Raw genomic sequence first — 14,282 nt, 5'->3', positions numbered from 1 at the left:
TGCGGTGCTATCTTAATCTAAGATAAATGTCTTACCGCGTTTTTTAAAGTACCTCTCAAAAACAATATTATCTTTAAGAGAAAAACTAATGTGATAATTTAAAACCCGACCAAGGGGAATATCCCATAATAGGTGATATATTGGCAATCAAAACGATTAAATCTGCCTTTGATCATTACGACAGGCAGTATGGAAAAAAGGGTGTAAAGCCGGATAAAAAAAGGCTGGATAAATTGTTCATGGCTTTATATATACTTGGTGACAAAGGAAAAAAAAGTGTCATAAGACAGGATATAGAAAGGAAATGTTCGATCTCCAAAAATGAAATTATGCTCGCAATCGAAGAGCTTACGGAGAAGAACTATATCATTGACGAATCTACCATGTCAGGCATGAAATGGCGCCTTAACAGGAACGGAATCTCTTACGCAGAGGATCTTATAGATGATCTTGAAAGCAATATAAGTCCCGTTTATATTCCTGATCCTGACTAAACACAGATCTGCCCCTCCAAAAAATAATCGCAGGCTTTAGGGAGGCTTATTTGAAATCAGCAAAGGAATAACAAAAACTTTAAATTTTTCTCCCGGCTGACTCCTGATTTTTTAGTATCACGTTTTTGCTATTACGAAAGAAAATTTCAGCAAAAACAAACTGTAAAAAGTAAAGGGATTTATCTTCCGGATTATCCGGAATACAAATCACATGCACCTTCCGGCAAGAGCTTCCCCGAGTATTTTTTCAATATCAATCCAGATTACAAGGTCTTTTTTTGTGCTGCCTGCATTTCCCATTTTTATTATACCCTTGACAAAAGCCTCTTTTGACAGAGACGAGTCCATCTGGTCGATATCCTCCTCATTTACCTGGAGGACACTCTGGACATCGTCGACAATAAGACCTACACTGCTGCCGCCCGTAGTCTCGGGGACGAGAACAATTATCTTCCGGTTCACATAGTCTTTTCCGCAGTCCAGACCCATAAGGCAGTTTAAATTCATTACGTTCGTTATTTCGCCCCTTAGATTGATAATTCCGGCGATATGCTCAGGAGACCTGGGGACAGGAGTAATAGGCATCATTTCAACTATTTCACGGGCAGTGTTGATATCTATGGCATAATTTATGCCAGATATCTCAAACTGCACGACATTTATGGAAGACATTTTCAGTACATGCCCCCTTTAATACCTGAAATGAGAGTTGGCCTCGTCAAGCTCCTTTATAAGAGCGTTGACCTCGTGAACCGCACTTCCTATTTCCTCTACCGAGGCGCTTGATTCTTCGGCAAGTGCCGCAAGCTCTTCTGACTCTTTCTGGACATCCTTTGTCATCTTGTTGCTTATTTCAGCCGCATTGACTATATTGTTTGCAATATAGGCCTGGTCTTCTATTGCCTTTGTTATCTCCCCTATGTCATGGGTGACCTGACCTGCACTCTTAATGATTGTATTAAGCGCTTCAAGCGTCTTGTTCACACTCTCGACACCGTCGATAATCTCGGTATTAGCAAGCATTATTGCCTTCGCAGTCTTTTCGCTTTCCTCCTGGACAGCGGACACCACTTTTTCAATCGAGTCCGTGGCAGACCTTGCTTCAGCCGCCAGATTTTTTACTTCACCTGCAACGACTGCAAAACCTCTTCCGTGCTCACCTGCTCGTGCGGCTTCAATTGCAGCGTTCAGCGCTAAAAGATTAATCTGCCCGGCAATGTCATTTATCAGCTTGACTATTTTTCCTACCTCTTTTACCTGTTCAGTAAGGCTTTGTATTTCCACGACACTTTCCTTTGCAATCTTTTCAACACCGCCCATCTTACCGTTTGTGGTATTCGCAAGGTTCTGGGTCTCTTTGCCGACGTCAACAACATGATTTGCTGCATTGTATACTTCCTGCGAAGTACTTGCAATCTCTTCGTTTGAAGCCGAAAGGTCGGAGATCTGCTTCGTAATATCATCAATATTTCCGAGCAGCGACCTTGTAAGGTCTGCGGTCTTCTGGCTTGCATTTGCAACACCCTCCGTGGCCTTTGCAACCTCATCTGTCCCTTTAGTTACCTCGTTTGAGTTTTCGACGACCTGACTTGTAACTTTGCTTGTTACTGACAGTGAAACCGAAACAGATTCTCCGATATTGTTTACCGCAGTTTTAAATGTTTCAAAATCTCCCCTTACGGTGAAATCATCCGAAAAACGTGCCGTAAAATCAGCATCCGCGTACTTTCTGCATACGCGTATGGATTCGTTCATCGGAATTACAAACGAATCGATTGTCTTGTTGACAGATTCGACAAGCCCTCCGAATGCACCTTTGTGAGCCGAAGCGTTGCTTCTGTAGTCGAGTTTTCCTTCAGAAGCATTGCTGCCGAGAATCTCTACTTCCTGGGTTACATTCTGTATTGCTTCCATCATGCAGATAAAGGCAGGAACAATTCTGTCGTTTTCAGATCTCTTACCTTTCCCCGACCCAATGCTGCGGAATTTTTCAAGATCAGAAAAATTGCCCTCCGATATATCTCCCGCTACCTTCTGGAGAGTTAAAAGCCGCTCCAGTACAAGATTCGTGGACTCTGCAAGCCTGCCGTAAAGCCCTGCATAATTGCCGTCCACTCTTTTTGTATAGTCATTATCGGACATTGAGTCCAGAATATCGGCAGTATCGGATACTGCTTCCAGACCTTCAAGAAGAGTATTTATTTCATTCACAATACCCCTGAATTCATCCCCGAATTCAGAAGGGTTCAGCTTATTTGCACGGTCGCCACTGTTTAACACTGACAATATTTCTTCAAGTTTTGATATTTCTGACATCTGTGAAATCACTCCATGTTAACCTGGTTAAATTACCAGCATCCGGGTGGTTTAAACAGAAGATGCCTCCAATAACAAAAGCACTAAGAAAAGAAAAAAGACACCTGCAGGATATATCTATCTTCTTAACTCTCCGCTAAACCACCCCATGGAATGAAATATGAACTGTTACGTGATAATGATTCCCGGAAACTATTAAATACCTATTTCAATTGTTGCAAGAAATACATTGAACATATTTCTTTGGATAGGAATATAATTCTGAAATAAGATTATACCATTTTTAAGATAACTATATTTTTTTTAATTAAATACATACTATATCCAATATATTACCTTAACAAACAATTTTTGTGAGATAACTTTTATTTTAAGTATAATTTCTGGATGTAAAATAAATATTTTAGTATGACCTCATTTTTTAAATCCTGCCGTTAAGATTACTTAAGTTTAAACAGGACGACTGAAGCAGTAAACAATCGCAAAAAAACATATTAAAGGCAGACTGTTTACCTTAAAGTTATCATCGACGAAATACAGCTTACCTTTTCCGGGGTCAGTCTTCCCTTCTTTCCAACGACTTCATTTTTGCGGATTTTTGTTATATTATTCACAAGGATGTAACTTTCGTCAAAAAGACTCAGACCGCCTTTTTCGAAATCGTCAAGATCAAGTGCCACCAAAGGGCAGTCTCTTGGGAGATGGCTTGTAACAGGGCATATTTTTACAAAAACGCCTTCAGAACCGAGAACAACTGCAGGTCTTGTTTTGACACCACTGTTTCCCCCGAAACGCACAGGGGCAAGAACAACGTCTCCAGGAAAAAATTCAGGCATTTTACATTTTTTTATCGGCTTTTATCATGCATTAAACTGACGGCATGAAATTAAACCGGTCTTAAATCCCAAAGACCTCCAAGCCTTCATCCGGCATTTCAGATAGTCCCAAAACGTAAGGCCAAAAGGGATATAAGTCCGGGTCAGGCAATAAAATTTCAGGGACAATAACTACAGATTATGATTATAAAAGCAGGTTTCTCTGAATTTTGTCGGTGAAACGTGATAATATCTGTGGAATAACCTGCTGTAATAGTTCACAGAGTCAAAACCGCACTGTCGTGCGATTTCCGTAATGTTCAAGTCGTTTTTCTTCAGAAAATCCGTGGATTTTTCCAGCCTGAATTCATTCAGGTAATTAGTCATAGTTTTTCCGGTGATCTGCTTAAAGATCCGGCAGAAATAATATACTGTTATATTTGCATTTTTTGCGAGATCGCTTACCGATATTTTTTCGGCATAATGATTGCTGATGTACTGCAAAACCGAGTCAAACCGTCTGAGGTTACTTATCCTCGCTGAAAATTCTTTGGGAGATAGTATTTTTTCGACGTGTCCTCTGAGCAGCAGAACAAGAAGCCTATAAATCGAAGATTTTACCGCGAGCTCATAGCCCAAATCTCGTGAATAATACTCCTTAATAATATCAGAGACACATTCAAAAACCTGCCTGTCATTGTGAATCAGGTTACGAAAGGTAATGTAGTTCTGTGACAAAGGCACGAGGAATTTTGTCTGGCACAAATCCACCTGGCTGCTAAAAAGAAAAGGCAGATCCACCCGGATAACATAGAGATTCAAATCATCCGAAAGACTTTGAAGATAATGGAGCTCATTGCTGTTAATGACGGCAATATCTCCGGCAGTCGCCTGAAACCGGTACTTTCCGCATTCAAGAAAAGCGTTTCCTGAAAGGATAACATACAACTGCATATGCTCATGCCAGTGCCTGCGCAGTATCATTCCGGCACTCAGATCTGACCTCTGAAAAATATCCACGCCAAAACCGGTGTCCGGCATTTTTTTATAAAAATAATCCTGATTGACCTTCATAAATCAACATCATATCAATATTATGCTAAATTTTGGCAATATAAACATTGTATGGCCTTTTATTTATAATTTCCATAACAAATTACTATAGATGCCAGAGAGAAATCCAAAAATCTCAAAAATGTTATCCAGAAATTTGAAAGAAGTGCATTAAAGCCATGAAGAAGACACCCGCAAATTCGAACACGGAGAAAAACATCACCCTTTTTGTTGTGGTGGCCATGTCGTTTCTGGCAACACTGGACGCAAGTATTGTAAATATCGCCCTTCCTGTGATGTCGGAAAGCCTCAACGTTCCGCTTTCTTCCATTGAATGGGTAGTCGCGAGCTACGTCATGATTATCTGTTCCACCTTGCTTTTTTTCGGCAGACTGGGAGATATTTTCGGAAAATCAAGAGTATTCAGCTACGGGACACTTTTGTTTATCATCGGCACACTGCTATGCGGTGTTTGCAATTCATTCGTCCCGCTGATAGTATGCCGGTTTATTGAAGGAATCGGTGCTTCCGCCTATATGGCCAATAACCAGGGCATTATTACAGAATTGTACCCGCAGGAGGGAAGGAGCAGGGCTCTTGGCATCCTGGCCGCAACCGTTGCCCTGGGAACCATGACCGGAGCGCCTCTCGGGGGCTTCATTGTATCCCTGCTGAGCTGGAATTATATCTTCTATGTCAATGTGCCCATAGGTATTGCTATCTTTGGCTTTGGACTAAAATACCTCCCGAAAGATAAAAAAAATCCGGACCAGCATATCGACAAAGCCGGCTCTGTCCTGCAGTTTTTTGGAACCATGCTCCTCTTTGGATCGCTTATGGAGGCACAGAAAGCCGGATTCTCAAGTCCTTACATACTGGATTCCATTCTGCTTGCTGTCGTCATATTTGTCCTGTTTATAGGTCTGGAAATGAGATGCCAACAGCCGCTTCTGGACCTCAGCCTTTTCAGGAACCAGCTTTTCCCGATAAGCCTTATCTGCGCACTGATCTCATTCATCTGCATAACTGCCAATACGTTTCTTTTTCCGTTCTATCTGGAGGATACGCTCAAAATATCCCCCTCAGCCTCAGGACTGCTTATGATGATTTCCCCTATAGTTATCGCACTTCTCTCCCCTTCCTGCGGGACTCTGGCGGATAAAATCAGGCCGGAAATTCTGACTATGGCCGGCCTTTCCGTAATGGCCGTAAATTTTTTTCTTATGTCTTTCCTTAATATCCGTTCAACGGTTGTCACCTGCGCAATACTGCTGTCAATCATGGCCGTAGGCCAGTCATTTTTCCAACCGGCCAACAACTCACTTATCATGTCTGCATGCCCCAAAAACAAACTGGGCATAGGGGGAAGTGTAAATTCCCTGGTACGCAATCTCGGACTATACCTGGGAATCGTCCTATCCACGACCTTTCTCTACACTTTTATGAGCAGTAAACTCGGGATTACAGTGACCGACTACGTAAAAGGAAGAGATGATGTTTTTGTCTACGGCATGGAAAACGATTACCGGATTCTGACGTTGCTTTGCATCATCGGTGCATTAATCACAGTTTTCAGGTTTACAAAAACGCGGAAGCACAGCGGTGAAACAATCATAAGAAAGAAAATCAGGACAAATAACCGGAAATCCGGCAATTAAAACCTTGTATAGTGAAAATGTATTCCTGTTATAAAAAAAAGTATGTCTGTCAAAAAGTGGGGAGTAAAAGTGACATGGTCTGACATAAAACCACAGGACTGAATACAGAATAAAATATGACCAGTCATCCCTCCTCACTTTATTATGTCATTTTCACTTACATAGTCCAGGTACCCTTTGATAAGTTCTCCAATCACAAGGGCATTGTTTCCGCATATTTTTAAAAGTGCCTCCTGCTGCCTGATATCAGGAGGATTCTCCTTTACCGGAAATGCCTTTATGAAACAGCCAAACACATCCCTGTGAACAATTTCACCGTCAAAACAATTTTTTTTCAGCTCTTCATAAAACCTCTCAAGTTTTTCAGGATCGCTCATATTCAGGAGCACAAAGAGATTTTTTATTCCTTCTTCTGCCATTGTCTGAGCCTTTAACAGGCCAATAGGATGTTTTTCACCTGCCGAAACAAGAGCCGTTCCCGCATATGACAATACCCTTTTGTCAAGTGACTCCAAAGGTATGCTGTCATCGATGGAGTAATGTCCGATGTCCCCGAAATCCCTTAAATCCAGTAATGTTCCCGGTTTGAGCCTTGTTTTTCTTGAATATTTCAGCCTGATTATCGAATAGTCTGACATGCTTATTGCGTAAACCTCAAAGTTACTCTCTTTCCCGGATGAAGGGGCGGATATTACCGCAACGTAAACGATATCGGAAAGAGTCGGCGGAAGCCTTTTTCTTTTCTTCTCCGAAGGCTCTTCGTTTCCGGAAAATTTGTTTTCAGAGGATTCAGGAGATTTAACCGGCAGATTTTTGGGTTCGGGTTTTTTTGGAGGTGAATTTTTCATGGTATTCAGATTCATTAAAGCCGCGATATTATATGGCTTTCGACAGGGCACATGAAAAAAACCTTTCCTCTAAAACACATAGAATGGTTATTCAATTTTCTTTTTTTCGTTAAACAAGCACCATAAAAGCTCAAAACTTCCTAATAGCAATCATATATAACGGATTCGGTACCAGATAAATATTGAACATGGATGAAAGGGAAGAAAAATATGCAAAAATAAAAGAATTTCTCCAGGAACGCTATCCTAAGGGAGAATCAATTTCCACAATAGCACGAAACCTTAATATGAACAGGGGATCGGTTGCAAAATATATGGAGGTTTTGCATTCGCACGGCCATGTAATAATGAAGCCGTACGGAAAGGCCAAACTATACTATTTTTCAAGAAATATAGCTTTCGATGACTTGTTTGACTATCTTTCCGATGCAATAGTCATTCTTGACACCAGCCTTCACATATCAATGGTGAACAAGAGCTTCATTGATACATTCAATATCCGCTCAGGAAAGAATATCGTGGGAAGAGAACTGTCCAAAATCAATCTTGCAGTTTTTGACAACCCGACAATATGGGAAAATATAAACAGGGCACTTAACTCCCAGATCTTCGTAAACGAAATGCTCCTGATAGAACACGGGACTGACAGAATATTTCTCACCGAATTCGTTTCCACTTTCATTTCATCCATATCATTTGCCGGAAAACCCGGTATTATGATAAGCCTCCGGGACATAACGGTCTGGAAAAAAACCGAAGAAGCCCTCAAAGACAGTGAAAGGAAAATAAGAACTCTTTTTGAGGAGGTTCCAAGCGGCATCATACTTTTCCAGGAAGACGGCACAATCCTTAACGCAAACAGGGCTTCGTTTGAAATACTTGGAATTACAGAATTCGCAGACCTTGCCGATTTCAGGCTTTACGACCTATTCTGCTCAGAAAATATAATAAAAGGCCTTATCAGCAGGAACGAAATTGCAGAAATTACACTTTCCTGCGATTTTGACAGAATGAAGTTTAAAGTGCTTAAGTCCACTAAAAAATCAGGGACTGCGTATTTTCAGATTGTTTTTGCACCCGTCGTCAATAAAGGCTCGAACACTCCAAAAGAATATTTTATCCTGTTTCTGGACATAACGGCAAAAAAAATCGCAGAAAAACAGTTAAAGGAAAGATACAGAAGCATTGTCGGAAATCTTCCCGGAATTGTCTTTCAGTTCTATGCAAGGGATTCCGGGGAATGGGGAGTATACTATGTAAACGAGAGGTCAAGAGAGCTTTACGGCCTTCCGACAGAGCCGCTTGAAAACTGGTTTGACAGGTTCGGAGACTGCATAGACCTCCGGGACAGGCAGAGATGGTACCAGTCAATTATCAAGGTTATAGAAACCGTTTCCCCTTGGGAGTTTGAAGGGAAATTCATCAGGCCATCAGGCGAAGAGATGTACATCAGGGGAATTTCCAAGCCGGTTCGCATGAAAAACGAAACTGTCTGGAACGGAATTTTTCTGGACATAACGGACAGAAGAAAGGCAGAAGAGGCGCTTCATATAAGCGAGGAGCGCCTGAGAGGGATTACAAGCAATCTCCCCGGAATAGTATACCAGTTCTATGCAACAGATTCAGGAGAATACGGGACATATTACGTAGACAACCGTTCATACGAAATATACGGTGTTTATCCGGCACCTGTAGATACATGGATTGAAAGGTACGCCGAATGTATAGCTCCGGAAGACAAGGAAAGATGGTTTAAATCTATTGATGATGTCACAAAGCGTGGCGTATCATGGGAATTTGAGGGGAGATTCATAAGACCTGACGGTGAGGAGATGTACATCCAGGTACTTTCAAAACCAGTGCGGCTCAAACATGAAACTGTCTGGAACGGAATAATTCTTAATGTAACAGCCAGAAAAAAAGCCGAAGAGGCCCTTAGAAGGACAGAGCTGAAAGAAGCACGCTACCATTCGTTCTTTGAAAACACCTGCAACGGAGTATTAATTTATGAGCCTGTCGGAAACTGCAAGGAATACATTATAAAAGATGTAAACAAAGTGACAGCATCCCTTCTCAGGATGAATAAAGAAGATATTGTCGGAAAAAAACTATTTGAGGAATTCCCGGACCTGCCGAGGGATTATATTCACAACCTTTTGAGGCGGGTTATGGTGACTGAAGTTCCTGAATTTGTAATGCCCGTGAAATACCGCAATCATGAAGACTTCCCGTGGATCTCGCACTATGTGTTCAAACTGCCTTCCGGCGAAATCGCGTCATTTATGATTGATGTTACAAAGGCCGTTGATGAGAACAAAAGAGAGAAAAACTAAAAATTATCCCTATTTTATCTCTTACAGAACACTTGAAAATATGACATTTTCCAAATTTCCATATTTGCGCTTTACTCAATAATCAGTCATTTTGAGGATCTACACATTGCATAATGGCGAGCAATAAAAAACCGGATTTTCTTTTTGTATTGATAATAAAGGCATGCACCAGGTTTGAAATCAGTTTTGAATAAGAATAACAGTTTTTTGAGAGACGAATGGCCCAGGGGTTTATTGATGAGCAATAAAAAATATCTTTATGCCTGAACTCAATAAATTACCAATCGTGGATCAGAGAGGTCCGCAAAAACCGTGAAAGAAAACTAAAGTATGGGCGGCACAGTCAGACCCCCAATCGTCTATCAGGAGGCATAATGGTTTACGACAAGTCTGCCTCTTATATGAGCTTAAGGCTCCGACTGAAAAACGCCGATCATTATATTGCACGAATATGTATTCAATATTTTGGTCACACTAAAACCACATAAGCCCATACAGTCGGTTTTCTCCGGTAAGGAGGAAATAAAAAATGGATACTAAAATTGGCTACTTTGCGTCTATTGAACAGTACAAACCGATGGATGCCCTTAAACAGGCAGTACGGGCTGAAAATGTAGGATTTGACTCAATATGGGTTGATGACCATTTTCACCCATGGTATCACGACGATGCACAATCAGGACAGGCATGGGCCTGGATGGGTGCAGCCCTTCAGGCAACAAAGAAAGCGTTTTTCTCAACCTGCATAACTTGTCCAATCCTGAGATACAACCCCGGTGTTGTCGCCCAGACATTCGCGACTTTAAGGCAGATGTACCCTAAAAGGGTTGGAATAGCCGTAGGTGCCGGAGAGGCTTTAAACGAAGTTCCGGTCACCGGCCAGTGGCCCACAGTCCCCGAACGCCAGGAGATGACAGTCGAGGCAATTGAGGTCATGAGAAAGTTGTGGGAGAACGAAAAACCGGTATCCTATAAAGGCAAATATTACACTCTTGAAAAGGCATTCCTTTATACGAAGCCCGAGGACGAAGTTCCGCTTTATTTCAGTGGAATGGGACCAAAAGGCGCGAAACTTGCAGGAAAATACGGCGACCACCTGATGACGGTCTCTGCAGATACAGAGATGCTTAAGAACATGACCATCCCTAAATTCGAGGAGGGCGCAAAAGAAGCAGGGAAAGACCCCAGCAAGATGGAAAAGGCTATGCTGATATGGTACTCGGTAGACCCCGACTTTGATAAGGCCGTCGAAGGAAACCGCTTCTGGGCAGGCTGCCTTGTTCCTTCAATGTTCAAATACAGGGTCAGCGACCCGGCGGAGGTCCAGTGCCATGCGAACCTTGTCCAGCCTGATGTCCTCAAAAAGAACTACCTGTGCGCAACTGACGCGGAAGGGCTGATACATGAAATTGAAAGGTTCAAAGAGGCAGGTATCAACCACTTCTGCCTCGGCAACTCCAGTCCGAACGTCAACTTCGGAATAGATGTCTTCAAGGATGTCATTCCTGCTGTCACAGACTAAAAAAAATTATTTTTTAGTAAAAATTTTCAGGAGGACCGGTACTATGAAGCAGAGTAAAATCATGGATGAACCTGACAGGGAGATAGTCTTTCTTTCAGACAGAGAGATTGAAAGTTCAGACAGGGAGTGGTATGAACATCCTGAATGGAAGGGAATCCGCTTAAAGGATTTGCTAACAGGAAAAGATACAGGAAACAAATTCAGCTATCATCTGGTACACATTGAAAAGAATTGTGAAATTCCAAAACACCTTCATGAAAAGGAATGGGAACTGAACAGAATGATTAAAGGCAAGGGTCTTTTTATATTCGATAATAAAGAGATAACTCTTTCTGCCGGGCAGACATTTGCCACACCACCCGGAGTCAGCCATGCAGTAAGTTCATATGACAGTGAGATGTCCCTTCTTGCTCTATTCATTCCTGTATCAGACTAAAAACAAAGAAAGAAATCGGCCACACGTCCTTACCAAAAAATAAAAAATATTCCTTTTTTAAGAGGATACTGTGAAAACCTGAAAAAAGTTTCAGGATTAAACCCCGTCATACACTGATAATACAAAGAATGCTGTTCCCGGAAGTTAAGTGAGATTTCCGGGAATAATTAAAAAGCTTATTTTTTGGATTTTTTATACGTTTTTGCCGGCAAATCATGACAATTTACCTTCCACCTGCGCCACCGCCGCCGAAACCTCCGCCGGCACCGAAACCTCCGCCCGATGCTCCCTGGGAGGGAGGAGTGAATGTGCTGATGGAATGAAATCCTATAAACCATATGTAGTGCGGATAGAAATAGCCTGTTTCGGAGACATCCACTTTCAGCTCTTTCATCGCCGCCTCAACCTTGTCGCCCGCACCAAGAGCCGTTGCGTAGACAAGCCATTCTCCCCACATGTTCAAATCTTCTGTCCCGTATTTTTTTATCTGGCTCAAATCGGATACAAAACGCTTAAACGATTCCCATTCAAGCTTTTCTTTGTAATAATCGTCTTTCCAGTGCCCGAACAGTGTCGACGGGAACAGGGTTGCAACAAGGGCCTGTATTATTACGACAACCCCGAGCGAAACTCCAAGAAACTCCGGAGAGGAGGCATCAGGGTAAACGAAAAGGCAGATCATAGAGGCAATTATTAAAAGTCCTCCCGCCGCGTAGAACAAAATCAGGTTTCCCCTCCCGTCGACTGCATACCTGGACGAGAGGGTCTCATCAGATGATGACATTATGCTGTTGAGGCTCTCTTTAAGGGCCGAGGCAATTTTTTCGTCGGCGGACGACTTCATTGCACTGCGTGAAATCTCCTCGAAATACCCGGTGTCCAGAACACCGTTTTTACCGGAGTTTGCACTGATAAAGCCAAGTACTTTTCTTTCGTAGGAATCGTCTGTTTCACCGTCAAGTATCTCGATGAGGACTCCCTTTTCGTCCTTCTTTTCTGTAAGCTTTATCTTCTTCTTTTTGTGCAGGTCAAGAAGCGTCGCATAAAATCCGTTTTCGTCGGACTCAAAAGCATCTCCCTTAAAGAGAAGATTGACCTGCCAGGGTGTCAGTTTTTTGTCGGGGATTGTACTGAGATACTTCGGGACTGTATACTGCTTCTCGCGCCCGGACACGTAATACAGAACAACCAGAAGGAAAGGCACAAGAAGAACAATTATCTTTCCTGCATCCGCAACAATTCCTGCAACACTAAAACCGGCCTCATAAGAGCCGTTTTCAGATACGGTCTTTTCCGAAACTCCCTCAACGTATTCCTTTTGTCCGGGAATGTTTTCCGCCGCACCGGGCTTTAAAAGCATCTCAGCTTCGATTATCTCGTCTTCAGGAGAACTTCCCGTAATTACGGCCCCCCCGTCCTCATAGCTTATCTGATAACCTGGCGGGTGCATGAAAACTTTCGTTATCTCTGGAGAATCAAGCGTTATCTTAACGTTTTTGTAAGGTATATGATCGCTTGCAAACATGATGTTTATGTGCGATGCTTCATCGTCATACTCAATGGGAGGATATATTTTGTACGTGAACCCAACGGTATATTTCCCGGGACTGAAATATCCGGCGTCTAAAATTCCCGCTTCGTTAGGATATGCCTTTTCGCTGACAAAAGAGGTCAGGTCGGACTCCTGCCCGGAATCGCCGGCATTAAACAGGTAAACGTCACCGTTCTTCGATTTTATATAACCAGCGGTGTTGTCAGGCGTTTTTACACCTACCAGTTCGATACGGGAACTGTCAGGGATTGACCCTGCCTGTGATGACGAATACAAAGGTGCAGCCCAGACACGGTAAAGCATCCTGTATTCCCCCGACTCTTTCACATCATATACATATTTCTCGGTAAGGGTCCCGTTGTCGTGCCAGACGACCTCATATGAGTCGACGACAAGACTTCCGTCAAACGACCCTTCGCCGGAAAACAAAAAACCGGATACGAATATCCCGGCTATGCCGATAAAAAGGGCTGCAATAAAGATTACTGCAACCTGAAACTTTTCATCCATTTAAAAACCTTTAATCAGAATTCTATTTTGGGAGCCTTTTCAAGGTTTTCGTCTTCGAACTCAAGGTAATCGAGTTTTGTCAGGTGGAGCATATTCCCGATGATGTTTGACGGAATAGTCTGAAGCATTGTGTTGTACTGCTGGGAGATGTTGTTGAAGGTATAGCGCTGGCGTGCAATCTCGTCCTCGATGTCCTTTATGGAGTCCATGAGTGTTTTGACTGTCTGCGACGTCTTAAGGTCGGGATAATTTTCCATAACTGCAAAAAGCCTTCCAAGAACAGACCTTGACTCGGCTTCTATTTTGTTTAAGTCCCCGACACCTGCACTTCCGACGCTTGTACGCATCTTCGTTACGCCTTCAAGAGTCTCCTTTTCAAACTTGGCGTAGCTTTTGACTGAGCCTAAGAGCTGGTCAATCATATCAAGACGCTTTTTCATCGCGACTTTTATCTGGCCGAGGGTCGCCTCGGACGAATTTTTCAGGCTGAAGAATTTGTTGTAAATGCCGACAAGCCACAGAATCAGCACAATTATTACAACAATTATTATTCCTGCGATTATGTATTCCAAGATCATGACAATAACCTTTTTTTTGTACTGCTGAATTCTTTCAGCTACCAGGGATTTAAATTGATAGGATGATTCTGGAAATTTAAATATCAGATACAAGAGATGAAACGGACTTCAATACAGAGTATCAAATAGAGGGGCCTTTGAGAATTGGCCATAATATATATAAATCA

At 42.3% G+C, this 14,282-nt stretch carries 12 protein-coding genes; 5 read left to right on the top strand and 7 right to left on the bottom strand.

What is annotated here, in order from left to right:
• The first annotated feature begins 140 nt into the window (after nucleotides 1-140).
• Nucleotides 141-494, top strand: coding sequence for a hypothetical protein (locus J2128_RS08400; protein WP_209690677.1), 354 nt, complete (start codon nucleotides 141-143; stop codon nucleotides 492-494).
• A gap of 207 nt (nucleotides 495-701) precedes the next feature.
• On the opposite strand, the gene J2128_RS08395 is transcribed toward J2128_RS08400, so the two are convergent.
• The 4 genes from J2128_RS08395 to J2128_RS08380 form a co-directional block, all read right to left on the bottom strand.
• The gene (locus J2128_RS08395) at nucleotides 702-1,166 is read right to left on the bottom strand and encodes a chemotaxis protein CheW (protein ID WP_209690676.1); all 465 of its coding nucleotides are present in this window, start codon (nucleotides 1,164-1,166) and stop codon (nucleotides 702-704) included.
• A gap of 18 nt (nucleotides 1,167-1,184) precedes the next feature.
• On the bottom strand, nucleotides 1,185-2,810 hold the full coding sequence (locus J2128_RS08390; RefSeq protein ID WP_209690675.1) for a methyl-accepting chemotaxis protein: 1,626 nt from the start codon (nucleotides 2,808-2,810) through the stop codon (nucleotides 1,185-1,187).
• Between the two features lie 509 nt (nucleotides 2,811-3,319).
• A complete protein-coding gene (locus tag J2128_RS08385; RefSeq protein WP_209690674.1) occupies nucleotides 3,320-3,646 on the bottom strand; it encodes a type II toxin-antitoxin system PemK/MazF family toxin in 327 nt (108 codons plus the stop codon).
• Nucleotides 3,647-3,817: 171 nt separating this feature from the next.
• On the bottom strand, nucleotides 3,818-4,645 hold the full coding sequence (locus tag J2128_RS08380; RefSeq protein ID WP_209690673.1) for an AraC family transcriptional regulator: 828 nt from the start codon (nucleotides 4,643-4,645) through the stop codon (nucleotides 3,818-3,820).
• Between the two features lie 212 nt (nucleotides 4,646-4,857).
• Between J2128_RS08380 and J2128_RS08375 the strand changes: the two genes are divergently transcribed.
• Nucleotides 4,858-6,336, top strand: a complete 1,479-nt coding sequence (locus J2128_RS08375; protein WP_209690672.1) for an MFS transporter — start codon at nucleotides 4,858-4,860, stop codon at nucleotides 6,334-6,336.
• Nucleotides 6,337-6,470: 134 nt separating this feature from the next.
• Here J2128_RS08375 and J2128_RS08370 read toward each other — a convergent pair whose 3' ends face one another.
• Complete coding sequence (locus tag J2128_RS08370) at nucleotides 6,471-7,184, bottom strand: hypothetical protein (RefSeq protein ID WP_209690671.1); 714 nt, start codon at nucleotides 7,182-7,184, stop codon at nucleotides 6,471-6,473.
• Nucleotides 7,185-7,372: 188 nt separating this feature from the next.
• Here J2128_RS08370 and J2128_RS08365 point away from each other — a divergent pair, with 188 nt between their 5' ends.
• The 3 genes from J2128_RS08365 to J2128_RS08355 all read left to right on the top strand — a co-directional run bounded on the left by J2128_RS08365 (nucleotide 7,373) and on the right by J2128_RS08355 (nucleotide 11,475).
• Complete coding sequence (locus tag J2128_RS08365) at nucleotides 7,373-9,517, top strand: PAS domain S-box protein (protein WP_209690670.1); 2,145 nt, start codon at nucleotides 7,373-7,375, stop codon at nucleotides 9,515-9,517.
• 529 nt (nucleotides 9,518-10,046) lie between these two features.
• Nucleotides 10,047-11,039: a TIGR03557 family F420-dependent LLM class oxidoreductase gene (locus J2128_RS08360; protein WP_209690669.1), complete on the top strand. Its 993-nt coding sequence runs from the start codon at nucleotides 10,047-10,049 to the stop codon at nucleotides 11,037-11,039.
• Nucleotides 11,040-11,082: 43 nt separating this feature from the next.
• The gene (locus J2128_RS08355; protein WP_209690668.1) at nucleotides 11,083-11,475 is read left to right on the top strand and encodes a cupin domain-containing protein; all 393 of its coding nucleotides are present in this window, start codon (nucleotides 11,083-11,085) and stop codon (nucleotides 11,473-11,475) included.
• Nucleotides 11,476-11,698: 223 nt separating this feature from the next.
• On the opposite strand, the gene J2128_RS08350 is transcribed toward J2128_RS08355, so the two are convergent.
• Nucleotides 11,699-13,537, bottom strand: a complete 1,839-nt coding sequence (locus tag J2128_RS08350; protein ID WP_209690667.1) for a DUF2207 domain-containing protein — start codon at nucleotides 13,535-13,537, stop codon at nucleotides 11,699-11,701.
• A 14-nt stretch (nucleotides 13,538-13,551) separates the two neighbouring features.
• Nucleotides 13,552-14,115, bottom strand: coding sequence for a LemA family protein (locus tag J2128_RS08345; protein WP_209690666.1), 564 nt, complete (start codon nucleotides 14,113-14,115; stop codon nucleotides 13,552-13,554).
• Nucleotides 14,116-14,282 lie beyond the last annotated feature (167 nt).

Source organism: Methanomicrobium sp. W14 (assembly GCF_017875315.1).
Taxonomy (GTDB): domain Archaea; phylum Halobacteriota; class Methanomicrobia; order Methanomicrobiales; family Methanomicrobiaceae; genus Methanomicrobium.
The sequence above is the reverse complement of the archived record's forward strand: the minus strand, read 5'-3'. Positions and strand labels throughout refer to the sequence as shown.